This window comes from Streptomyces sp. NPDC091289, from assembly GCF_044757365.1.
GTDB lineage: Bacteria > Actinomycetota > Actinomycetes > Streptomycetales > Streptomycetaceae > Streptomyces.
Genome location: NZ_JBIVUT010000009.1, coordinates 129,314 through 151,995, shown reverse-complemented (window position 1 = coordinate 151,995; position 22,682 = coordinate 129,314). Strand labels below are relative to the sequence as shown.

The 22,682-nt window shown below is 73.0% G+C and carries 16 protein-coding genes and 2 tRNA genes; 11 read left to right on the top strand and 7 right to left on the bottom strand.

Annotated elements, in window-relative coordinates; all coding sequences use genetic code 11:
• The first annotated feature begins 94 nt into the window (after nucleotides 1-94).
• Nucleotides 95-1,747 carry a long-chain fatty acid--CoA ligase gene (locus tag ACIQPT_RS14075; protein ID WP_401155776.1) on the top strand — a complete coding sequence of 551 codons (1,653 nt, stop codon included), beginning with the start codon at nucleotides 95-97 and terminating at the stop codon, nucleotides 1,745-1,747.
• A 93-nt stretch (nucleotides 1,748-1,840) separates the two neighbouring features.
• Here ACIQPT_RS14075 and ACIQPT_RS14070 read toward each other — a convergent pair whose 3' ends face one another.
• Both ACIQPT_RS14070 and ACIQPT_RS14065 read right to left on the bottom strand, forming a co-directional pair.
• Complete coding sequence (locus tag ACIQPT_RS14070) at nucleotides 1,841-6,025, bottom strand: PAS domain-containing protein (RefSeq protein ID WP_401155775.1); 4,185 nt, start codon at nucleotides 6,023-6,025, stop codon at nucleotides 1,841-1,843.
• Nucleotides 6,026-6,318: 293 nt separating this feature from the next.
• Nucleotides 6,319-6,894 carry an SSI family serine proteinase inhibitor gene (locus ACIQPT_RS14065; protein WP_401155774.1) on the bottom strand — a complete coding sequence of 192 codons (576 nt, stop codon included), beginning with the start codon at nucleotides 6,892-6,894 and terminating at the stop codon, nucleotides 6,319-6,321.
• Between the two features lie 291 nt (nucleotides 6,895-7,185).
• Between ACIQPT_RS14065 and ACIQPT_RS14060 the strand changes: the two genes are divergently transcribed.
• Nucleotides 7,186-7,276 (top strand) — tRNA-Ser (locus ACIQPT_RS14060).
• A 258-nt stretch (nucleotides 7,277-7,534) separates the two neighbouring features.
• Nucleotides 7,535-7,607: transfer RNA gene (locus ACIQPT_RS14055), tRNA-Arg, on the top strand.
• Between the two features lie 95 nt (nucleotides 7,608-7,702).
• Here ACIQPT_RS14055 and ACIQPT_RS14050 read toward each other — a convergent pair.
• Nucleotides 7,703-8,275 (bottom strand): ArsR/SmtB family transcription factor, encoded by a 573-nt coding sequence (locus ACIQPT_RS14050; protein ID WP_401155772.1) that lies wholly within the window; start codon nucleotides 8,273-8,275, stop codon nucleotides 7,703-7,705.
• A gap of 77 nt (nucleotides 8,276-8,352) precedes the next feature.
• On the opposite strand from ACIQPT_RS14050, the gene ACIQPT_RS14045 reads away from it, so the two are divergent.
• Entirely contained in the window at nucleotides 8,353-9,087 is a 735-nt protein-coding gene (locus ACIQPT_RS14045; RefSeq protein ID WP_401155770.1) for a hypothetical protein, read from the top strand.
• A gap of 155 nt (nucleotides 9,088-9,242) precedes the next feature.
• Here ACIQPT_RS14045 and ACIQPT_RS14040 read toward each other — a convergent pair whose 3' ends face one another.
• Nucleotides 9,243-10,463, bottom strand: a complete 1,221-nt coding sequence (locus ACIQPT_RS14040) for an NAD(P)/FAD-dependent oxidoreductase (RefSeq protein WP_401155768.1) — start codon at nucleotides 10,461-10,463, stop codon at nucleotides 9,243-9,245.
• A 93-nt stretch (nucleotides 10,464-10,556) separates the two neighbouring features.
• Nucleotides 10,557-11,501, bottom strand: coding sequence for an RNA polymerase sigma factor SigJ (sigJ, locus tag ACIQPT_RS14035; protein WP_401155767.1), 945 nt, complete (start codon nucleotides 11,499-11,501; stop codon nucleotides 10,557-10,559).
• Nucleotides 11,502-11,679: 178 nt separating this feature from the next.
• Between sigJ and ACIQPT_RS14030 the strand changes: the two genes are divergently transcribed.
• The 7 genes from ACIQPT_RS14030 to ACIQPT_RS14000 all read left to right on the top strand — a co-directional run bounded on the left by ACIQPT_RS14030 (nucleotide 11,680) and on the right by ACIQPT_RS14000 (nucleotide 20,269).
• The gene (locus ACIQPT_RS14030) at nucleotides 11,680-12,324 is read left to right on the top strand and encodes a signal protein (RefSeq protein ID WP_401155765.1); all 645 of its coding nucleotides are present in this window, start codon (nucleotides 11,680-11,682) and stop codon (nucleotides 12,322-12,324) included.
• A gap of 57 nt (nucleotides 12,325-12,381) precedes the next feature.
• A complete protein-coding gene (locus ACIQPT_RS14025) occupies nucleotides 12,382-13,293 on the top strand; it encodes a DUF2797 domain-containing protein (RefSeq protein ID WP_401155763.1) in 912 nt (303 codons plus the stop codon).
• Between the two features lie 23 nt (nucleotides 13,294-13,316).
• Nucleotides 13,317-14,198, top strand: a complete 882-nt coding sequence (locus ACIQPT_RS14020; protein WP_401155761.1) for an amidohydrolase family protein — start codon at nucleotides 13,317-13,319, stop codon at nucleotides 14,196-14,198.
• Nucleotides 14,199-14,280: 82 nt separating this feature from the next.
• Complete coding sequence (locus ACIQPT_RS14015) at nucleotides 14,281-15,027, top strand: response regulator transcription factor (protein ID WP_030576233.1); 747 nt, start codon at nucleotides 14,281-14,283, stop codon at nucleotides 15,025-15,027.
• A gap of 9 nt (nucleotides 15,028-15,036) precedes the next feature.
• Nucleotides 15,037-16,650, top strand: a complete 1,614-nt coding sequence (locus ACIQPT_RS14010; RefSeq protein WP_401155759.1) for a sensor histidine kinase — start codon at nucleotides 15,037-15,039, stop codon at nucleotides 16,648-16,650.
• A gap of 26 nt (nucleotides 16,651-16,676) precedes the next feature.
• A complete protein-coding gene (locus tag ACIQPT_RS14005; RefSeq protein ID WP_401155757.1) occupies nucleotides 16,677-18,134 on the top strand; it encodes a glycosyltransferase in 1,458 nt (485 codons plus the stop codon).
• Nucleotides 18,131-20,269 (top strand): glycosyltransferase family 39 protein, encoded by a 2,139-nt coding sequence (locus ACIQPT_RS14000; RefSeq protein WP_401155755.1) that lies wholly within the window; start codon nucleotides 18,131-18,133, stop codon nucleotides 20,267-20,269. Before ACIQPT_RS14005 ends, ACIQPT_RS14000 begins: the two co-directional genes overlap by 4 nt.
• Before the next feature lie 25 nt (nucleotides 20,270-20,294).
• On the opposite strand, the gene ACIQPT_RS13995 is transcribed toward ACIQPT_RS14000, so the two are convergent.
• Entirely contained in the window at nucleotides 20,295-21,458 is a 1,164-nt protein-coding gene (locus tag ACIQPT_RS13995; protein ID WP_401155753.1) for a serine hydrolase domain-containing protein, read from the bottom strand.
• Between the two features lie 148 nt (nucleotides 21,459-21,606).
• Nucleotides 21,607-22,515 (bottom strand): endonuclease/exonuclease/phosphatase family protein, encoded by a 909-nt coding sequence (locus ACIQPT_RS13990; protein ID WP_401155751.1) that lies wholly within the window; start codon nucleotides 22,513-22,515, stop codon nucleotides 21,607-21,609.
• Between the last annotated feature and the right edge of the window lie 167 nt (nucleotides 22,516-22,682).

Here is a 22,682-nt window from a genome sequence, read left to right as displayed (position 1 = left end):
AGGAATTTTCTCCCGTGAGTAGTGACATACCGCGTGGTATGTGCGCAGAATCAGCGGAACCTTACTGCCGCGTAGCGCCTACCGGGAGGACGCCGTGCTGAGCACCATGCAGGACGTACCGCTGACTGTCACCCGCATCCTGCACCACGGGATGACGATCCATGGGAAGTCGCAGGTCACGACCTGGACCGGCGAACCCGAGCCGCACCGTGTCACTTTCGCCGAGATCGGCGCACGCGCCACCCGGCTGGCCAACGCGCTGCGCGACGAGCTGGGCGTCGACGGCGACCAGCGGGTCGCCACGCTCATGTGGAACAACGCGGCCCATGTCGAGGCCTACCTCGCCATTCCCTCCATGGGGGCCGTGCTCCACACCCTCAACCTCCGGTTGCCGCCCGAACAGCTCGCCTGGATCGTCAACCACGCGGACGACAAGGTGGTGATCGTCAACGGCTCGCTGCTGCCGCTCCTCGTGCCGCTGCTGCCCCACCTGCCGAGCATCGAGCACATCGTCGTGTCCGGGCCGGGGGACCGTTCGGGTCTCGCCGGGGTCGCGCCGCGCGTGCACGAGTACGAGGAACTGATCGCGGACCGCCCCACCACGTACGACTGGCCGGAGCTGGACGAACGCCAGGCCGCGGCGATGTGCTACACCTCCGGCACCACGGGCGACCCCAAGGGCGTCGTCTACTCGCACCGCTCGATCTACCTGCACTCGATGCAGGTCAACATGACCGAGTCGATGGGGCTGACCGACAAGGACACCACCCTCGTCGTCGTGCCCCAGTTCCATGTGAACGCCTGGGGCCTGCCGCACGCCACGTTCATGAGCGGCGTCAACATGCTCATGCCGGACCGCTTCCTGCAGCCCGCCCCGCTCGCCGACATGATCGAGCGCGAGCGCCCGACGCACGCGGCCGCGGTCCCCACCATCTGGCAGGGCCTGCTCGCCGAGGTCACCGCCAACCCGCGCGACCTCACCTCCATGGCCAACGTGACCATCGGCGGCGCGGCCTGTCCGCCCTCGCTGATGGAGGCGTACGACAAGCTCGGCGTCCGGCTCTGCCACGCCTGGGGCATGACGGAGACCTCGCCGCTGGGCACCATGGCCCACCCGCCCGCCGGGCTGAGCGCCGAGGAGCAGTGGCCCTACCGGGTCACCCAGGGCCGCTTCCCCGCCGGGGTCGAGGCGCGGCTGGTCGGCCCGGCGGGCGAGCACCTGCCGTGGGACGGCGAGTCGGCCGGTGAGCTGGAGGTCCGGGGTCCCTGGATCGCCGCCGCCTACTACGGAGGCGCCGACGGCGAGCACCTGCGCCCCGAGGACAAGTTCAGCGAGGACGGCTGGCTGAAGACCGGCGACGTCGGTGTGATCAGCACCGACGGCTTCCTCACCCTCACCGACCGGGCCAAGGACGTCATCAAGTCGGGCGGCGAGTGGATCTCCAGCGTGGAGCTGGAGAACGCGCTGATGGCCCACCCGGACGTCGCGGAGGCGGCCGTCGTCGCCGTGCCGGACGAGAAGTGGGGCGAGCGGCCGCTCGCGACCGTCGTGCTCAAGGAGGGCGCCACGGGAACCGACTACGAGGCGCTGAAGGCGTTCCTCGCCGAGTCGGGCATCGCCAAGTGGCAGCTGCCGGAGCGCTGGTCGGTGATCGACGCCGTGCCGAAGACGAGCGTCGGCAAGTTCGACAAGAAGGTGATCCGCAAGCAGTACGCGGAGGGCGAGCTGGACGTCACCCAGCTCTGAGATCCGGTCCGCTGGTTTCACGTGAAACAGGGCGGGGGCGGTACGGGAATCCCGTACCGCCCCCGCCCTGTTCTGCTTTGGCTTTGCGTGCGGCTAATTGGTGCCGATCTTCGCCAGCAGGTCGACGATCCGCGACTGGACCTCGTCGCTGGTCGACCGTTCTGCCAGGAAGAGAACGGTTTCGCCCGATGCGAGCCGCGGCAGCTCCGCATGATCCATCCCGGCCGAGGTGTAGACGACCAGCGGGGTGCGGTTCAGCTGTCCGTTGGCCCGCAGCCAGTCGATGATCCCGGCGCGTCGGCGACGTACCTGCATCAGATCCATCACCACGAGGTTCGGCCGCATCCGGCCCGCCAGGTCGACGGCCTCGCTGTCCGTCGCGGCGCGCGCCACCTGCATGCCGCGCCGCTCCAGGGTCTGCGTCAGCGCCACCGCGATCTCCTCGTGCTCCTCGATCAGGAGCACCCGCGAGGGATGCTGCTCGCTGTCGCGCGGGGCCAGCGCCTTGAGCAGGACGGCCGGGTCGGCTCCGTACGCCGCTTCCCGGGTCGCCTGCCCCAGACCGGCGGTGACCAGCACCGGGACCTCGGCCGCGACGGCCGCCTGGCGCAGCGACTGCAACGCGGTACGGGTGATGGGCCCGGTCAGCGGGTCGACGAAGAGCGCGGCGGGGAACGCGGCGATCTGGGCGTCGACCTCCTCGCGGGAGTTCACGATCACCGGACGGTAGCCCCGGTCGCTGAGCGCCTGCTGGGTCGGGACGTCGGGAGCGGGCCAGACCAGCAGCCGGCGCGGGTTGTCCAGCGGCTCGGGCGGCAGCTCGTCGTCGACCGGGTGCGGGTGCGGCCGGTTGGCGACCTCGACCGCGCCCCCGGGTCCGTCCAGCGGCTCGGGCCCCTCGGCGCCCTCGTCGGGCGCCCCTATGGCGTACGCGCGCCCCTCCGCGACGGGCGGCGCGAGCAGCTGACCCTCGCCGTAGGAGGCGCCGGGCCCGCCCTGCGCCGGCTGACCGGGGTGTCCGGTCTCCTGTACCGGGCCCTGGGGCGGGGCCGGGTTCTGCGGAGACCCGGGCACGGGAACAGGCGCGGGTGCGGGCGCGGGAGTACCGGGAGTGCCCGGCCGGTCCTGCGGGGGCGGGGCCTGCCGGCCGTCGGCGGTCCGGGCCGGGGCGCGGTCGGCCTCCGGCGGGGCGGCGAGCTTGCGGCGCCGGCCCGCACCGCCGAGGCTCTGGTGCGGCTGGTTCTGCTGGTGCGCGAGGTGCTGGGCGAACGGCACGCCCTGGCCCAGCGTCCGCACGCTGAACGCCCTGCCCTGCGTCGAGTCGGGGTTGCTGCCGTCCGGCATCGGCTCCTCGGCGGGCAGCGGCTGCCGCCGCGCGTCCGGGGCCGGGACGCCCGCGTCACCGTCGGCCGGGTGCGCGACGGCGGCGACGCCGGTGGTGTGGGCGGTCTGCCCGGTGTCGCCCCAGGAGGCGCTCTCCGGCGCCGGACCCGGAGCCTGCGGGAGGCCACCGTCGTATGCGCCGGGCGCGGCCGGGAAGCCCTGCCCGGAGGTTCCGTCGGGCTGCGGGCCGGGGTGCGGCGGGGCGACGGGGTGCGCCTGCGGAGGCGTGTGACCGGCCTCCGGTGCGGTACGCGTGTGGTGCCCGCTCGCCTCGTCGCCGGGCCCCGCAGGCGCGTCGGGGGCGATCGGCGCCCGGTCCGCGTCGGCCGGCGGCAGCGCGAAGGCGGTCCGCGGACCGGCCTCGGCGGCGGTGCGCTCCTGGGCGGCGGCCAGCGCGCGCCGGGCCCGCCGCCCCCCGGGCTGCTGGCTTCCGCTCTGCCGGCTTCCGGGCTCCTGGGACGGCTCCGCGCCCGAGGGACCGCCGTTTCCGCCGCCTGCGCCGTTTCCGGAGGCAAGGGCGGGGAGGGCCAGATTCTCGCCCTCCCGCCGGGCCCGCCGTCCGGTGGGCGGAACGGGCTGCTGCGGGTCCACCGGGACGCCCTGGGGCGGCACGGTCTGCCCGAGCTGCGGACGACCGCCGCCCTGGGCGTTCTCGGCCGCGGTGACGACCGACCCCTCGGAAGGCGCGGCGGGAGCCGAGGACGGGGCGGAGGTCAGGGCCAGTGCCTGCCGCTGCGGTGGCTGAGGCTGCTGCTGCTCCTGTACGGCGGTCCCGGCGTCCTCCGGAACCGCGTCCGGGGCCGGGGCCGTCTCGGCCGGGCTGGGACGGCCACGCCGACGCCCGGACCCCTCGCCCTGCTGGGCGGGGATCAGCTCGGGGGCCTGCTGCTCCTCGGGCGCGGCCGCTCCCCGGCGCGCCCGCCGCCGCCCGGTCGGCTCGACAGCCGGACGGCCGTCAGGAGCGACAGCGGGAGCGGGATCGACAGCGGTAGCGGCAGCGGCAGCCACGGCACCGGCCTCGCCGCCGCCCGTGCTCTCCGGCGTACCGGGTGCACTGCCGGGACTGCCGCCGGGGCTGCCGCCGGGGCTGTCGAGGAACGCGTCGGTGGAGGACCTGCGCGCCCGGCGCCGACCGCCGCTGGTGACGCCCGGCGCTCCGAGCCCCTCGGGCGACGAGGAGGACGCGGCGGGTGCGGGCTCCGGCAGCAGGGCGTTGGTGTCCGCCTCGGGGGGCGCGATCGTGCCGGCCGCGGCGCCGATGGGCAGGTCGAGGACGTACGCGCTGCCGCTCATCCCCGGCATCTCGTGCGTCTGGAGGACCCCGCCGTGCGCCCGGACGATGCCGCGCACGATCGGCTCGTGCACCGGGTCGCCCCCGGCGAACGGCCCGCGCACCTCGATCCGTACGACGTCACCGCGCTGGGCGGCGGCCACGACCACGGTGGAGTCGACATAGCCGCCCCCGGGCACGGCCCGGGTCTTGCCGGTCGAGTCGACACCGCAGACGTCGGCGACGAGATGGGCGATGGCGGTCGCCAGCCGACGCGCGTCGACCTCGGCCTCGATCGGCGGGGCGTGCACGGCGAACTGCGCGCGCCCGGGGCCGATCAGCTCGACCGCCCCGTCGATCCCGCCGGTCACGATCCCCTCGATCATGGCGGGGGCCTTGAGCAGCCCTTCCGTACCCGTGTCGAGGCGCTGGTAGCCCAGCACGTTGTCGACGAGGGTGGTCATCCTGGCGTACCCGGCGGCGAGGTGGTGCAGGATCTGGTTGGCCTCCGGCCACAGCTGACCGGCCGGGTCGGCGGCGAGGGTGGACAGCTCGCCGCGCAGCTCCTCCAGGGGCCCGCGCAGCGAACCGCCGAGGACGGCGGTGAGCTGGGAGTGCTGGGCGCCCAGGGAGGCGAGCAGCTCGGCCTGTCCCTCGACCTCGGCGGCGTACCGCTCGGTCCGGTCGGCGGTCTCGGTGGCGTGGGCCTCGTTCAGCGCCTCCAGTTCGGCGGCGTGCGCCTCCTTGAGGGCGGTGACCTCGGCGGAGTGGCTCGAGGTCAGCTCGGCGACGACGCTCTTGTGCTGCGCCGACAGCTCCTCGTACGGGCGACGGTCGGTGAACGTCATCACCGCGCCGACGAGCTGGTCCCCGTCCCGTACCGGCGCGGTCGTCAGGTCCACCGGCACCTGAGCGCCGCTCTTGGACCACAGCACCTGCCCGCGCACCCGGTGCTTGCGCCCCGACTTGAGGGTGTCGGCGAGCGGGGAGTCCTCGTACGGGAACGGCTCGCCCTCCGCCCGCGAGTGCAGGATCAGCGGGTGCAGCTCCTGGCCGCCGAGGTCGCTGGCCCGGAAGCCGAGGATCTGTGCGGCGGCGGGGTTGACGAGGACGACGCGCCCGTCGGTGTCCGTGCCGACGACGCCCTCGGATGCGGCGCGCAGGATCATCTCGGTCTGGCGCTGCGAACGGGCCAGCTCGGCCTCGGTGTCGACGGTGCCGGAGAGGTCCCGCACGACGAGCATGAGCAGCTCGTCGCCGGTGTAGCTGGAGTGGATGTCGTTGTACGCGGCCTGCCCGCTGTCGAGGCTCGCGCTGGTGACCTCGACGGGGTACTCGTGCCCGTCGGTGCGCCGCGCGGTCATCCGCGTCGGCTTGGTCCTGCCCTGCTCGTCCGCAGCCTCGGGCCGGCGCATCGAACCCGGGATCAGCTTGGAGTCGAACTCCGGCAGCAGATCGAGCAGTCCGCGACCGACGAGCGCGGTGCCCGGGGTCTCGAACATTTCGAGGGCGATGGCGTTGGCGTTGACGACCGTGCCATTGCAATTGACGAGCAGAAGCCCGTCAGGAAGGGCATCGAGTATGGCTGCGAGGCGAGCAGTGCCTCGGGATGGCCTGCTGCTCACGACGACGCTTCCTCCCTGATTACCGCACCTTGCCGACAGCGGGCCCCATCTTGCCCCTCGGGCCGCAGACTGTCACTGGAGGAGTCTAAGGGCAGGGGAGGCCCCGGGGGCGGCGGATGAGGGGGAGCTCTCACCAAGGTTCTGTGCGTGCGGTGTACGCCGCGAGCCGATGGCGTGAGCGTCCGCGCACTCCGTGACGTGCGCGGACGCGCGGCGCGACGCTCCGCCCCGGCCACCGGAAAAGCCCCGTGGCCCTTCGCCGGAGCGAACGCCTTTACGTCCTGACCGAGGGACTATCGAACATCCGGGAGCACCGGCACGAGGCTGTTCCAGCGGGCGATCTCGCAGCCGTCGCGGCGGCTGGCGGTGGTGTCCACGGCCCGGCCCTCCCAGGTGCCCACGATGCGCGCGGTGGCGTCGCCGCCGTGGATCATCGTGCACATCGTGCCCTCGGGGGTCGGCCGGAACAGCTCCTGCCGCCCCGCCCGGGTGGCGCCGGCCTCCGCCAGCCGGTCACAGGCGGCCTGCCCCCGCGGGTGGCTGCCCCCGGTGGGCCCGCACTCCAGCTCGAAGGTGCCGTCGGCCCCGGCGACCCCGGTGTTCTCGACGCTCACGGTGAGCCGTGTACGTACGTTGTCGGCCTCACCGACCCCTGTCCCCTCCCCGCCGTCCAGGAACCCGGGCAGCGGGAGGGGCATGGGCAGCGGCCCGAGGGCGGGCCGGGCGGCGGCGAACGGGCCGGTGGTGGGCACGGCGGAGGGCACCGGACCGGAGGACGCGGGCCCGGAGGCGGTGGCGGTGGACGCCGGCACGGCGGTGGCGAGCGCGGCGAGCGAGACGACGGCGGTGAGGGCGAGACGGCGCAGCATGCGGAGCTCCAGGATCTCTGCAGCACGGTCGGCCACGGGCGGCGGTCACGCACGATCACGGACCCGCCCCGGCACCACGGCTGACGGACGGCTGACGGGCGACGACGACTGACGGAGACCCGGGGCCCCCACCCCTCTCTAACGCGTGCCGCGCCCGGACGTTGCGCCACCACGCCGAACTGCTTTGCCCTGGCCCCCGGAGGCCTAGTAACGTGAACGGCGATTGGTGGCACGACGCTCGACTGTGTCATCATCTGCACGCACCACTCGCGTCCGCGCGAGGAGTGTGGAGGAGGCGTCGCCTAGTCCGGTCTATGGCGCCGCACTGCTAATGCGGTTTGGGTCTTAAAGCCCATCGAGGGTTCAAATCCCTCCGCCTCCGCTCCATCCCGAAGCCCCGTGCCCCTGGCACGGGGCTTCGGTCGTTCCGGGGCGCGCGCGGGTGTCGGGGGTGTGGAGGGCGCACAGGAGCCGGTTCGGCGGGGCTTCGGTGCGGGTTCGGGAGGGTGGCCGAGAAGCGTCTCAGGAAGCTGTTTCCGCAGGTCGGCACCGGTGCGGCTAATGGATTTCGCGTCACGGCGCAGGTCATGTAATGTTGTTCTCGCAACGCCGACCGGGGAGAAAAAGCCCGGAACGCCAAGCACTCGTAGCTTAACGGATAGAGCATCTGACTACGGATCAGAAGGTTGCAGGTTCGAATCCTGCCGAGTGCACAGCAGTCGAAAGGCCCCCAGGAGAAATCCTGGGGGCCTTTCGCGTTGCCTGTGCTCGTGCCGCCCGTGCCGCTCGTGTGCGGAGCGGCTGCCGGTCAGTCGGCGGGGAGGCCGAACCAGCGGAGGAGTACGGGTCGTGCGCCGGCGGGGGCGTCTTCGGGGCCACGGGCGTAGCGCGCGAGCAGGGTCAGATAGTCGTCGTGGAACGCGTCCAGCTCATCCTTGGTGAGGTGGGCGAGGCTGCGGGAACCCCGCATCCAGCCTTCCGACTTCGCCTGTCCGGCGGTGAACTGTCGGGCGAGCTCGACGTCCTCCTCCATCCGCATCCGGTCCAGCTCGGCCGACATGGCGCGCTCGGCCTCCGTCAGTTCCCCCTGTGGTGGTCTGCGGATGTCGAGCCCCCGCACTCCGCGCCACCAGCGCTCCCGCCCGGTGGAGCGTTCGGGGATGTCCTCGATGAGGCCGCTGCGCTCCAGCATGCGCAGGTGGTAGCTGAGCGTCCCGGTGTTCTCGCCGAGGGCGGCGGCCAGCGTGGTCGAGGTGGCAGGGCCCGCTGTGCCGAGGTGGCGCAGGATGCGCAGGCGCAGGGGGTGCGAGAGGGCCTTGAGTACCTCGGGGCTCTCGACCGTGTGTCGCTCCACGGCTTCCGGTCTCCGCTCTTTCGTCATGGCGGCAGTCTAGCCAGATAGCAGCTAATTCTCTGCAGAGCTTCCTCTGCAGAGAAAGCTCTGCAATACTGGTGTGCATGACGCCGAACCGAGTGACCTTGAACCGGGCTGTCCGCCGCTTCGCACGTGCTGCCGCGGGAGTCCTGATTGCCGGACTCGCCCTGGGTGCCGTACCGGCACACGGAGCTGAACGGGCCGCGGATCTGCCCGCGTTCGACTTTTCCGCCTGCCCGACCGCCGATGAACTGCCCGCAGGGGCGGACCCCGGGACCTGGCGCTGCGAGGTCATGCACGCCACGGGGCATCTGCGCATGGGCGCCGTCGACGAGCCGCTCGCCGAACCCATGAAGATCACCTTCGCGGAAGGCCGTGTGGACGGTGAGTTCCGCCAGGTCTTCGGTGAGATGGCCGCCGCGCCGATCCGGGTGGGCGGCACCCCGCTGACCCTGACTCCGCAGTACGGCGGGTACGCGGACTTCCTGTCCGACGACACCCGGCGCGGCGAGTTCGACCTCACGTTCGCCCTGGGCTCGGCGCACGGGCTGGTGGGCCGGCCGTTGTCGGGATGCTCGGTGGGCAGCGATGAGGAGGCGGTTCACCTGGTGCTCAAGGACACCGCTCCCACCCGGGTGATATCCGACGACCCGCTGGTCGTCGCCTTCGGTGCCCGGGACGCGGAGTTCGCCGCGCCGCGCACCAGTGGCTGCGGCCCTCTGGGCCGTGTGCTCGACCGGGCCCTGGGCCTGCCGTCCGTGGCGGGGGCGAACGTCTTCGACATGGATGTCACGGTGGCCATCCGGTCGTACCCGTAGACCTGCTCGCTGAGCAATCGTCAGTACCTGGCGGCGGACCAGCAGGCCCGGGGGCGGGCTCGCGACGCCTGTGGTCGGCTTCTCCCGAACTGCCGAGGAGGCGCGCCCAGGCCCCTGAGGACGTGGAGTGCCTCAGGGGATCCTGGACCGGAACCTCAAGCCGCTTCAGCGGCAGCGGCGTCGGCGGGCACGCCCGCGCTCCGGGCCGGCTGCCCCGTGGTCCGGCGGCGGCGGGTCGGCAGGCCCATCGTCGGGTTGGCCACGCCCCAGGCCGCGCCCTTGCAGACCAGTTCCTTGTAGAAGGCGGCCAGGCGGCCGGTGAGGGCTGCGCCGATGGCCCGGTCGTCGGCGGTGACGTACTGGATCAGGCCCTCCTTGCGGCCGAGGGAGATGCATTGGTTGAAGTAGCGGGCCGAAATGGTCGGGAGCTTGCCGTCGGTGAGGCGGGCCGCGATGGCGTCGGCGGCCTGCCAGGCGGTGGGGACGCCCGAGGCGCACGACATGCGCAGCGGCTTGTCGCCGGGGCCTGCCACCAGGGCCGCGTCGCCGATGGCGTACACGTCCGGGTGCGAGGCCGAGCGCATGGTGGCGTCGACCACGATCTGGCCGTTGTCGCCGGTCTCCAGCGTCGTGGCCCGGGCGACGGGGTGGACGGCGAAGCCCGTCGTCCAGACCGTGACCGCGGCCGGGATGTTGCCCTCGGCGGTCGTGACGCGGTCGGCCTCCACGGCGGTGACGGCGGTGTTCTCGTGGGCGGTGATCCGGAGGTTGGTGAAGACCTTCCGCAGGTGGCGGGCGCCCTTGGGGGAGAGCCAGTCGCCCAGTCCGCCCCGGGCGACCAGGGCCACGGCCAGGTCCGGGCGGGTCTCGGCGATCTCCGTCGCGGCCTCGACGCCGGTGAGGCCGCCGCCGACGACGACCACGGGTTCGCCGGGGGCGAGCGCGGCCAGGCGGTCGCGCAGGCGCTGGGCCCCGGGGCGGCCGGCGATCTCGTGGGCGTGCTCGGCGGTGCCGGGGACGCCCTGGGTGTTCCAGGCGCTGCCGAGGGCGTAGACGAGGGTGTCGTACGACAAGGTCTCCGGCTCGCCGGTTCCGTCCGGGGCGGTGACGGACACCGTCCGGTGGTCGACGTCGATGCCCGAGACCTTCGCGAGCTTCAGCTGGACGCCTGTGCCGGCGAACATCTCGCGGAAGGGGCGGGGGCGGAGGTCCTGGCCCACCGCCAGCTGGTGCATCCGGACGCGCTCGACGAAGTCCGGTTCGGCGTTGACGAGGGTGATGGAGACGTCCTCGCCGCGCAGCCGCCTGGCGAGGCGTCCGGCGGCACTCGCTCCGGTGTATCCGGCTCCGATGACGATGATGCGGTGCTGCTGCATGTCCTGGCTCCCTGTCTCGCGCGGTTACGCCCCTTGAACCGGGCAGCCCGTCGATTCCTGACAGGTGGAGAATGTGACGTGCGTCACAGAGTGTTAGTTGATGCGGAGGGCTGGTTCTCCGTGGTCCGTCGCCGCCCACTGACGCGTCGCGCGTTCGAGCTTGTCGGGGTTGGCCTGGTTGCGGAAGGCGGCGATGCCGTCCGCCGTGATCTCCAGGCACATGATGCCGATGACCCGGCCGTCGACGGTGACCACGAGCGCGGGCAGCCCGTTGGCGTACGAGACGTGGATCTCCGCGGTGCCACCGAGGAGGTTGCGGGCGGCCTGGTTGGGGGTGAACAGGCTCCGCATGAACTTCGCGACGGCCACGGCCCCCTCGAACGCCTTCGCACGGGCCGGGACCTTTCCGCCGCCGTCGCCGATCGCGACGGCGTCCGCGGTGAGCAGCTCGACGAGCGGTTCGGTTCGGCCGCTGGTGGCGGCCGTGAGGAACTCCTCGACGATCCGCCGGGTGGCGGCCTCGTCGATCTCGGTACGGGCCCGGCCCTCGGCGATGTGCTTCTTGGCGCGGTGGAAGATCTGCTGGCCGGCGGCCTCGGTGATGTCGAGGATCTCCGCGATCCTCCGGTGCGGATAGCCGAAGGCCTCCCGCAGCACGTACACCACCCGCTCGTTGGGGGACAGGCGCTCCATGAGGGCGAGGACCGCGAACGAGACGGATTCGCGCTGCTCGACGGTCTCGGCGGGGCCGAGCATCGGGTCCCCGGCGAGCAGCGGCTCGGGCAGCCACTGGCCCACATAGGTCTCGCGCCGGGCGCGCGCCGAGGTGAGCTGGTTGAGGCAGAGGTTGGTGAGGACCTTCGTCAGCCAGGCCTCGGGGACCTCGATGCGGTCGATGTCGGCGGCCTGCCAGCGCAGGTACGTGTCCTGCACGGCGTCCTCGGCATCGCTCGCGGAGCCGAGGAGGCGGTAGGCGATGGCCTTCAGCCGGGGCATGGAGGCCTCGAACACGTCCGTCTGGTTCCCGGTCAGCGCCATGGGCCGGATCCTAGCTGGCGGGGCGCGCGCGGTGAATGAACCGCCACCGGGAGGGGCCGGAAGGGCCGGGAGGGGCCGGAAGGGCCGGGAGGGGCCGGGAGCCGCGTGGGTAGGGTGTGCGCTCGATGTCGCGCCGGGCCGGGGAGCTCCGGTAATCGTGCGGTGACCAGGGGGACGTATGAGATTCAGGTGGGGAACCGTCGGGCTTGCCGCCCTCGCGCTGGTGTCGGTCTCGGTGGTGGGCTGCGGCCCGGACCAGGGCCGGTCGACGGCGGCGGAACCGGCGTCCGCGTCCCCTTCCGCTTCCGCCGCGTTGCAGGGCGCGTGGTGGACATGGGCCGCGTCCGAGCCCGTGGCGACCAACCCCGTCGCCGACGACGACGGAAGCGCGTGCGACCGGAATCAGCCGGAGGACGTCTGGTTCCTGGCGGGCACCTTCGGCGGCGAGGTCGAGCGGAGGTGCACGGTCCCGGAAGGGCGTCCGATCGCCTTCCCGCTCGTGAACACCTTCGGGGAGGGGCAGGACTGCGCGGCCTTCATGCGCGACGCGGAGGGGACCGCTCTCCTGGACGGCCGGCCGGTCGAACCGGAGGTGTACACAGGCGAATCGATCACCGTGCGGGGGCGGGAGGGAAACGCGGTCACGGGAGAGGCGGAGCGCTTCACCACCACCGGATGCGGCCTGTGGGTCCAGCTGCCCGCACCGGGGCCGGGGCAGCACATTCTGAAGATCAGTGGCCGGTCGGGCGACTTCGCGGTCGGCGTGCAGTACACGCTGACCATCGAGGAGCCGACAGAGGAGCCGACGGGCCGCGGGGCCTGACGGAGAGCGTGACGCAGAGCGCGGCGGAGAGCGTGACGGAGAGGGAACGGAGTCCGGGTGGCCGGTGGTGAGTGGTGGTGCGCCGGGGTGCGGTGGCCCGGGGACGTGCCCGAGCTGGGGTGGGTCCGGGGCCGTGACCGGCGGGTGAGTGTGCTCGCGTACGGGGCCGGCCTCGGGTTCCGGGTCGTCGGGGAGCGGCACTGCGTGGGGGCCCGGGGGAACGTGTGCCCGCTGGGGGCCCTGGTGCCGGGGCGTTCGACCGGCGGGCGGTGCGCCGAGTGCGCGCGGCTGGACCGGGTGCATTCGGTGGCCGCCGACACGATGATGGACGACCCCCGGACGTACCGCGTGTACCTCGCGTGGTTCGGGCCCGGCCTGGTCAAGGTCGGGATCACCGGCGAGGAGCGCGGGGCCGCCCGGCTGCGGGAGCAGGGGGCCGTGGTCTTCGGCTGGCTGGGGCGCGGGCCCCTCATGGCCGCCCGGCGGACCGAGGAGGTGCTGCGGGCGGCCCTCGGGGTGCCCGACCGGATCCCGTACGCCAGGAAGCGGGCCGAGCGTGGGCGGCTGCCGGGGCCCGACGAGCGGGCCGCCGAGGTGGCGGAGCTGTACGGGCGGGCGGCGGAGCTCGAAGGGCGCGGCTGGCCCGAGTCGTTGGAGCGGCTGCCCCTCGAAGTCGTCGACCAGGCCGGGATCTTCGGGATCGACCGGTCGCCCGCGCCCGTCCGGTCGGTGCGGGAGCTGGTCGACGGGGGCGTGGTCGCCGGGCGGCTCGTCGCGGCGGCCGGGCCCGATCTGCACCTCGCGGTGGACGGCGTGGGCGGGGGAGAGGCCGCGGGAGCGGGCGCGGGCGTGGTGGTGCTGGATACGCGGCTGATCACCGGCCGACAGCTGACGGCGGTCACCGACAGCGATGTACGTGTCCCCCTCATCGACATCGGCGGCGGCGGTGTGCAGGGTGGGTTGTTCTGAACGACCGGTGAAAGGGACTGCGCATGGAAACGGGTAGCGATGACGTGGTGCGGTTCTGGGAGCGGCTCGGGCTGCCCGGGATCATCGACGTGCACACCCACTTCATGCCCGAGCAGGTCCTGCGCAAGGTCTGGGCCTACTTCGACTCCGCCGGGCCGCTCACCGGTCTGGAGTGGCCGATCACCTATCGGTACGAGGAGGACGCGCGGCTGGCCGTCCTGCGGTCCTTCGGGGTGCTGCGCTTCACCGCCATGCTCTATCCGCACAAGCCCGGCATGGCCCGCTGGCTGAACGGCTGGGCCGCCGACTTCGCCGCCCGGACGCCCGACTGCCTGCACACCGCGACCCTCTTCCCGGAGGAGGACGTGGAGGTGTATGTGAAGGAGGCCGTCGAGGCGGGGGCCCGGGTGTTCAAGTCACACCTCCAGGTGGGTGCCTACGACGCCAATGATCCGTTGCTGGACCCGGTGTGGGGGCTGCTCGCGGAGGCCGGGATCCCGGTGGTCATGCACTGCGGGTCGGGGCCCGCGCCGGGCAAGTTCACCGGGCCCGGGCCGGTCGGGCGGCTACTGGCGCGCCATCCCCGGCTGCGGCTGATCGTCGCGCACATGGGGATGCCGGAGTACGCGGAGTTCCTGGCGCTGGCGGAGGCGTATCCGGAGGTCCGGCTCGATACGACGATGGCGTTCACCGACTTCAGTGAGGGGTTCAGCCCCTTTCCGGCGGCGGAGCGCGGGCGGCTCGCCGATCTCGGGGACCGGATCCTGCTGGGGACGGACTTCCCGAACATTCCGTACCCGTACGTCCACCAGTTGGAGGCGTTGGAACGGCTCGGGCTGGGCGATGCGTGGTTGCGGGCGGTCTGTCATGGGAACGCCGCCGCGTTGTTCCCCACCCGTACGTGACGAGCCCGCACGGACCGCTTTCTCAGGAAATTCACAGGAACGGGTCAGGGTTCTCTCACGGGTGCCTCACAGAGTGGTTCCCATGACGACGACGACCTCGCCCCAGGGGCGTACCGAACTGCTCAGGCCGGACCGTACCCCCGTACGGGTCCTGGTCGTGGACGACGAGGCTCCGCTCACCGAGCTGCTCTCGATGGCCCTGCGGTACGAGGGCTGGGAGGTGCGCAGCGCCGGGGACGGGGCCGGGGCGGTCCGGGCCGCGCGCGACTTCCGGCCGGACGCGGTGGTCCTGGACGTGATGCTCCCGGACATGGACGGGCTGTCCGTGCTGGGCCGGCTGCGCCGTGAGTACGCCGATGTGCCGGTCCTCTTCCTGACCGCCCGGGACGCCGTCGAGGACCGGATCGCCGGGCTCACCGCGGGCGGCGACGACTATGTCACCAAGCCGTTCAGCCTGGAGGAGGTCGTGGCCCGGCTGCGCGGCCTCATCCGCCGCTCGGGCTCGGCCGTCGCCGCCGGACGGAGCGAGTCCACGCTCGTCGTCGGGGACCTGGTCCTGGACGAGGACAGCCACGAGGTGAGCCGGGGCGGGGACGCGATCCACGTCACGGCCACCGAGTTCGAGCTGCTGCGCTTCCTGATGCGCAATCCCCGCCGGGTCCTCAGCAAGGCGCAGATCCTCGACCGGGTCTGGAACTACGACTTCGGCGGCCAGGCCAACGTCGTCGAGCTCTACATCTCGTACCTCCGCAAGAAGATCGACGCCGGTCGCACGCCGATGATCCACACCCGGCGCGGCGCGGGGTATCTGATCAAGCCCGGTGAGTAGGGGCCCCGCATGAAGTCGCAGCGCAGGCCCTGGACGCTGCGGACCCGGCTCGTCGTGTCGGCCGTCTCGCTGATCGCCGTCGTCGCCGCGGTCATCGGGTCCGTCACCGCGATCGCCTTCCACACCTACATGTACGGCAAGCTCGACGACCAGCTGCACTCCGTCGTCGAGCGGGCCGGCCGCCCGCCCGCGCCCGGGCCCGCGCCCCAGGCGCTGCGCGAGGCCGGTCCGCTCGGCTTCGTCGGCGGGGGCGGGCAGCCGCTCGGCACGTTCGGGGCGCTCGTCGGTGACGACGGGTCCGTCACCGCGTCGAAGGTCGTCGAGGACAGCGGGCTCCGCGCCCAGGAGAGCGCGAAGCCGCTGACCGGCGAGCAGCGGCAGGCGCTGGAGGAGGCCGCTCCGAGCACCGGTGAGGGGACCCGGAGCGTCGATCTGCCGGGGCTCGGCGGCTACCGGGTGGAGGCCACGACCACCGCCGACGGACACACCGTCCTCGCCGGCATCCCCAGCGCCGAGGTGAGCGGTGCGCTGACCACCCTGATCGTCGTCGAGGTGTGCGTCACCGCCGCCGGGCTCCTCGCCGCGTCGATCGCGGGCACCGTGCTCGTCGGGGTCGCCCTGCGGCCGTTGCGCCGGGTCGCCGCCACGGCCACCCGGGTATCCGAACTCCCCCTGCACAGCGGTGAGGTGGCCCTCCTCGAACGCGTCCCGGACGCCGAGGCCGACCCGCGCACCGAGGTCGGGCAGGTGGGCGCGGCGCTCAACCGGATGCTGGGGCACGTCGGTTCGGCGCTCGTGGCCCGGCAGGAGAGCGAGATGCGGGTCCGGCAGTTCGTCGCCGACGCCAGCCATGAGCTGCGCACCCCGCTGGCTTCGATCCGGGGTTACGCCGAGCTGACCCGGCGCGCCACCGGAGGGCGGGAAGCGCCGGAGCCGGATCCGGTCACCCGGCACGCGCTCGGGCGGATCGAGTCCGAGGCGGACCGGATGACGGGCCTGGTGGAAGATCTGCTGTTGCTGGCCCGGCTGGATGCCGGGCGGCCGCTCTCGTACGGCACCACCGATCTGCTGCCGCTGGTCGTGGACGCGGTGAGCGACGCCCGGGCGGCGGACACGGGAGGGCCGGATGCGAGAGGGCCGGATGCGGAATCCCTTCACCGCTGGCGGCTTGAGCTGCCCGGGGCCGCCGAGCCCGTGACCGTACGCGCCGATCCCGACCGGATCCGGCAGGTGCTGGTGAACCTGCTCGCCAACGCCCGGACGCATACCCCGCCGGGGACCACCATCACCGTCTCCGTGACGCCGGCCGTGTCCGCCGGAGGGCCGGTCACGCTGGCGGTACGGGACGACGGGCCCGGCATTCCGGCGGAGCTGCTGCCGCACGTCTTCGAACGGTTCGCCCGGGGCGACGTCTCCCGCTCGCGCGGGGCCGGTACGGGCACCGCGACCGGGTCCACCGGACTCGGCCTCGCCATCGTGCAGGCCGTCGTCTCCGCGCACGGCGGGCGGGTGGCGGTGGAGTCCGGGCCGGGGCGCACGGAGTTCGTGATCGAGCTGCCGGCGGAGGAACCAGCGATCCGTACGGACTCACAGGCCAGGGACAGGCTCACCACACCGGTGTGACAGCGCGGTTGGCGAACGTCGGAGCCATGACCACCGACAGCAGCCTCCGGAGCGGCCCCGGCGCGACCGGCCGCAGTAGCGGGGACGGCGCGGAGCGCGGTCTCCTGCCGGGCCGGGAGCACCTCCCGGCCCGGCAGACGGCCGCCGCCCCCTCCCGCGTCCCCGTGCTCGACGTCGTCGTCCCCGTCCACAACGAGGAGAAGGACCTCCGCCCCTGCGTCCTGCGCCTCCACGGCCATCTCGCGCGGACCTTCCCGTACCCCTTCCGCATCACCGTCGCCGACAACGCCAGCACCGACTCCACCCCCGCCGTCGCCGCCTCGCTCGCCGCCGAGCTGCCCGGGGTGCGGTGCGTACGGCTGGAGGAGAAGGGCCGCGGGCGGGCCCTGCGTACGGTCTGGGCGGACTCCGAGGCCCCGGTCCTCGCCTATATGGACGTCGACCTCTCCACCGACCTCAACGCGCTCCTCCCGCTGGTCGCCCCGCTGATCTCCGGCCACTCCGACCTGGCCATCGGCTCGCGGCTGGCCCGGAGTTCGCGGGTGGTGCGGGGGCCGAAGCGGGAGTTCATCTCGCGCGCCTACAACCTGATCCTGCGCTCCTCCCTGGCCGCCGGGTTCAGCGACGCCCAGTGCGGGTTCAAGGCGATCCGGCGCGAGGTGGCCGAGCGGCTGCTGCCGATGGTGGAGGACAGCGGCTGGTTCTTCGACACCGAGCTGCTCGTCCTCGCCGAGCGGGCCGGGCTGCGCATCCACGAGGTGCCCGTCGACTGGATCGACGACCCCGACTCGACGGTCCACATCGTGCGGACGGCCACCGAGGACCTGAAAGGCGTGTGGCGGGTGGGGCGGGCGCTGGCCGTCGGCGCACTGCCGCTGGACCGGCTGGCCCGGCCCTTCGGGGACGATCCGCGCGACCGGGCGCTGACCGGGGTGCCGGGCGGACTGGCCCGTCAGCTGGTCGGGTTCTGCGTCGTGGGGGCCCTGTCCACCCTCTTCTACCTCGCCCTGTACTCCCTCTTCCGGCTCGGCGTCGGCCCGCAGCTCGCCAACGGCGGCGCGCTGCTCGTCTCCGCCGTCGCCAACACCGCCGCCAACCGCCGGCTCACCTTCGGCGTACGCGGCCGGGGCGGGGCCGTCCGCCATCAGGCGCAGGGGCTGGTCGTGTTCGCCATCGGCCTCGCGCTGACCAGCGGCTCGCTCGCGGCGCTCGGGGCGGCCTCCGGGTCGCCCTCGCACTCCACGGAACTGGCCGTCCTGATCACCGCCAACCTCGCCGCCACCGTGCTGCGCTTCCTGCTCCTGCGCGCCTGGGTCTTCCCGGCCCGCGCCTGCCCCGAACCCGAACTCGAACCCGAACTCGAACTCGAACTCGAACTCGAACTCGAGCCCGAGCCCGAGCCCGAGCCCGAGCCCGAGCCCGAACCCGAACCCGAGCCCGAGCCCGAGCCCGAACCCGAACCCGACTCCGAGGACGTCCGATGACCACGACCGCCGCCGCCCCGCCGCCGGTTCAGGCACCCCCGCCGGAACGCGCCCCGGGCCCCCGCTGGGCGCGACCCGCGCTGTACGGGCTCCTCCTGGCCGTCGGGCTCGCGTACCTCTACAACCTCAGCGCCTCCGGGTACGCCAACTCCTTCTACTCCGCTGCCGTCCAGGCGGGCAGCCAGAGCTGGAAGGCCCTCTTCTTCGGCTCGCTCGACTCGGCGAACGCCATCACCGTCGACAAGCCGCCCGCCGCGCTCTGGCCGATGGCTCTCTCCGTACGGCTCTTCGGGCTCAACTCCTGGGCGATCCTGGCCCCTCAGGTCCTGATGGCGCTCGCCACGGCGGCCGTGCTGAACACCGCCGTACGCCGTCGCTTCGGGCCGGTCGCCGGGCTGATCGCGGTGGGCGTGTTCGCGCTGACGCCCGTCGCCGCGCTGATGTTCCGCTTCAACAACCCGGACGCGCTGCTCGCCCTGCTGATGACCGTCACGGTGTGGTGCGTGCTGCGGGCGCTGGAGCAGGGGCGGACGACGTGGCTGCTGTGGGCGGGGGCCGCGGTCGGGTTCGCGTTCCTGACGAAGACCCTCCAGGCGTTCCTGATCCTGCCGCCGCTGGCCGTGCTGTACGCGGTGTGCGCCCCCGTTCCCGTACGGAAGCGGCTCGGCCAACTCGCCCTGTCCGCCCTGACGATGGTCGTCGCCGGTGGCTGGTGGGTCGCGATCGTGGAGCTGATGCCCGCGTCCTCGCGGCCGTACGTCGGGGGCTCGCAGAACAACTCCTTCCTGGAGCTGACCTTCGGCTACAACGGGCTCGGCCGGATCAACGGCGAGGAGACCGGGAGCGTCGGGGGCGGGGGCGGTGGCCGTGGCGGGGGTGGCTGGGGTGAGACCGGCATCGGGCGGATGTTCAACTCCGAGATCGGCGGCCAGATCGCCTGGCTGCTGCCCGCCGCGCTGATCCTGCTGGTGGCCGGTCTCTGGCTGACCCGGAAGGCGGCCCGGACCGACTCCGCGCGGGCCGCGTTCGTCGCCTGGGGCGGTGCGCTGATCATGACCGCGGCCGTGTTCAGCTTCATGGCCGGGATCTTCCACCAGTACTACACGGTGGCCCTCGCCCCGTACGTCGCGGCGCTCGTCGCCATGGGCGTCACGGTGCTGTGGGAGGAGCGGGGTGCGTGGTGGCCGCGTGCGGTGCTCGCGGGCACGGTCGTCGCGACGGTGGTCTGGGCGTACGTCCTGCTGGGCCGCACTCCGGACTACCTGCCGTGGCTGCGGTGGGCGGTGCTCGCGGGCGGGATCGTCGGCGCGCTCGGGCTGCTGGTCGTGGGGCGGTTCGGCGGGCGGGGCCTGGCCCTCGGCGTGGTGGCCCTGAGCTGCGCGGCGTCGCTGGCGGGGCCGACGGCGTACACCGTCAGCACCCTGAACAGCGGCCACCAGGGGTCGATCGTGACCGCCGGGCCTTCGACGGCGGGCGGGTTCGGCATGGGCGGGCCCGGTGGCGGCCGTGGCCGGGGCGGCCCCGGAGGTCCCGGCACCGGTGACGGTGGCGGTGACGGCGGTCAGCGCGGCGGCATGCGGCAGCCTCCGGGCGGTATGCCCACGCAGCCCGGAGGAACCGCACCCGGCGGCACGGGTACGGGGACAGGTACGGGCACGGGTACGGGCACCGGCGCGAACCCCGGCTTCGGCGAGGGCATGAGGGCCGGAGGCGGCGGTGGTGCCGGCGGCGGTGGCATGGGCGGGCTGCTCAATGGCGCGACCGTCGACGCCGAGGCGAAGGCGCTGCTGGAGAAGGGCGAGGACGACTACACCTGGGTCGCCGCAGCCGTCGGCGCGCAGAACGCGGCCAGCTACCAACTGGCCACCGGCGAGCCGGTGATGGCGATCGGCGGCTTCAACGGGAGCGACCCGTCACCGACGCTCGCCCAGTTCAAGAAGTACGTCGCGGAGGGGAAGATCCACTACTTCGTCTCGGGCGGCGGCATGGGTGGTGGCATGGGCGGCGGTACAGGCGGTGGCCCCGGGGGTTCCTCCGGCACCTCCTCCCGGATCTCCTCCTGGGTGACGGAGAACTTCACCGAGGTCACCGTCGGCAGCGCCACGTTCTACGACCTGACGCAGCCGACGAGTTGAGGCCCGGTGGCGTACGCGGCCGGGATCAGAACCCGGCCGCGTACGTCCAGAAGTCCCGCATCACCTCCGGTGCGGCGGGCCCGCCCATGGCCATCTGCGTGAGCAGGACCGCGACCGTGCCCGTGGACGGGATGATGTGCGCCGTGGTGCCGGTGCCGCCGACCCAGCCGTAGCGGCCGAGGACGTTCCACGGGGCCGTGAGCTCGACGTCCACCGCACCGCCGAACCCCCAGCCCTGGCCCTCCGTGAACAGCCCGCTCCCCGCGCGCTGCTCCGGGGTCAGGTGGTCGGTGATCATCTGGCGGACCGACTCGGCGGCCAGCACCCGGTGACCGTCGTCGTTCAGGCCCCCGGCGAGCAGCATCCGGCCGAAGGCGTACCAGTCGTCGACGGTCGAGACCAGGCCGCCGGCGCCCGACGGGAACGGGGGTGGGCTGCTCCACTGCCCGTCCGGGGCGTCCACCAGCTCCGGATCGCTTCCGTCGTCCGCCCCGGCCCGGTAGTAGCCGGTGAACCGGTCCAGCGCGGCGGGCTCCACGGCGAAAGCGGTGTCCGTCATGCCCAGCGGCTCGAACAGCCGCTCCGCCAGATACGCGGGCAGCGGGCGGTCGGCGACCCGGGCGACGAGGACGCCGAGGATGTCGGAACACGTGTTGTAGAGCCAGCCGTCGCCCGGCTGGTGCAGCAACGGGACACGGGACAGCGCGGCCATCCAGGCGTCCGGCGCGAGGCCGTCCTGCGGCTGCGGCGGGCCCTGCTTCAGCTCGGCGAACAACGGGGCGACGGCCGGGAGCGAGAAGTCGGACGGGAAGCCGTATCCGGCCCGGAAGGTCAGCAGGTCCAGCAGCGTGATCGGGCGGACCGCCGACACCACGTCGTCGACCGGGCTCTCCGGGGTCCGTACGACCAGCGGCGATGCCAGCTCGGGCAGCCAGGCGGCCACCGGGTCGGCGGGGGCGATCAGGCCGTCGTCGACGAGCGTCATGGCGGCCGCCGCCACGATCGGCTTGGTGATCGAGGCGAGGCGGAAGAGCGAGTCCCGCCGCATCGGCGCGGACCCGGCCAGGCCGGCCGTACCGGCCGACACCACCTCGGCCCGTTCGCCCCGGGCGATCAGGGCCACCGCGCCCGGCATCGATCCCCTGGCGATGTGGGTGTCCAGCAGTTCGGTCAGGGTGGTGGTGGTCATGGTCGTCGTCGCCCTTCGTCCGGTACCGCGTGTTCTCTCGGGGCTCTTCGCCCGCCCCCGGGCTGGAAGACGCACTCCAGCCGTAAAAGGAAGCGTTCAAGCCGAAGATGCCGAAGATGCCGATGGAGACTCCCGTAGCGGTCCGGATTCATCGGCCCCGCCCCCCTACCAACAGGTCCGCCACCACGGGCCGGTGGTCGGACGCGACGCTCTCCGGCACCCACGCCTTCCGCACCCTGATCCCGCCGCGCGGCCCGCTCCCCGGCCCGCTCCCCGGCCCGCCCTTCGACACCGCCACGTAGTCGATCCGCTTGACCGGGTCCTGCGCCGGGAAGGTGGGCGCGCCCGGGTCGGCGTCCGCCAGCTCCCGCCACAGCGGGGCCAGTTCGGGGGCGGCGGGCTCCGCGTTGAAGTCGCCGAGCAGGATCCGCGGGCCCCGGTCCTCGGCCATGATCCGCCGGGTGTCGGCGACCTGGGCGACGCGGACGGCGGGGTCCGGGCGGTAGTCGAGGTGGGTCACGTACACGTGTACGGGCAGCCCCCGCACCCGTACGACGACCTCGCCGAACCCCGGCGCGGGGGTCGGGACCGGGTTCGGGTCCTGGGTCGAGAGGCGGGTGATCTCGTGGTTCTCGGCGCTCACGATCCGGTGCCGCGACAGCACGGCCACCCCGTACTCCGCCCGGGGCCCGCCCGGTTCGGCCGGGTCCAGGCTGTAGATCGGCGCGAACGAGACGTGCATGCGCAGCCGCCGCGCCAGCTCGCCCGCGAGGTCCCGCCAGCCGCTGCGGTCTCCCCAGTGCCGGTCGACCTCCTGAAGCCCGATCACATCCGCGTCCAGTAACCGGAGTTCGGCGGTCTGACGGTCCAGATCGAAGACGCCGTCCATGCCTGCCCCGGCGTGGATGTTGTACGTGGCGACCCGCAGCGGAAACTCCCCGCCGGAAGGGGCGCGGGGCGTCGTGACGGCGGCGGCGGGCGGTGCGATGAGCGCCCCGAAGAGGGCGGTGGCGAGCAGGAGTTGAGGGAGTCGAGAGGTGCGTCGACGCAGTGACATGGCTCTCCAACCAGCCGGATATCGCGGCCTTTGTCAGGTCAGCGGCGAGAACCGTACCGCCCGGTCACCGCGCGGGTCCCACCGGCGCGGCCGGTCCGTCGGCACGGATATTCGACTTGTACGTCGTACAAGAGCTGCCTTACGGTGTACATCGCTCAGTCTTGTAC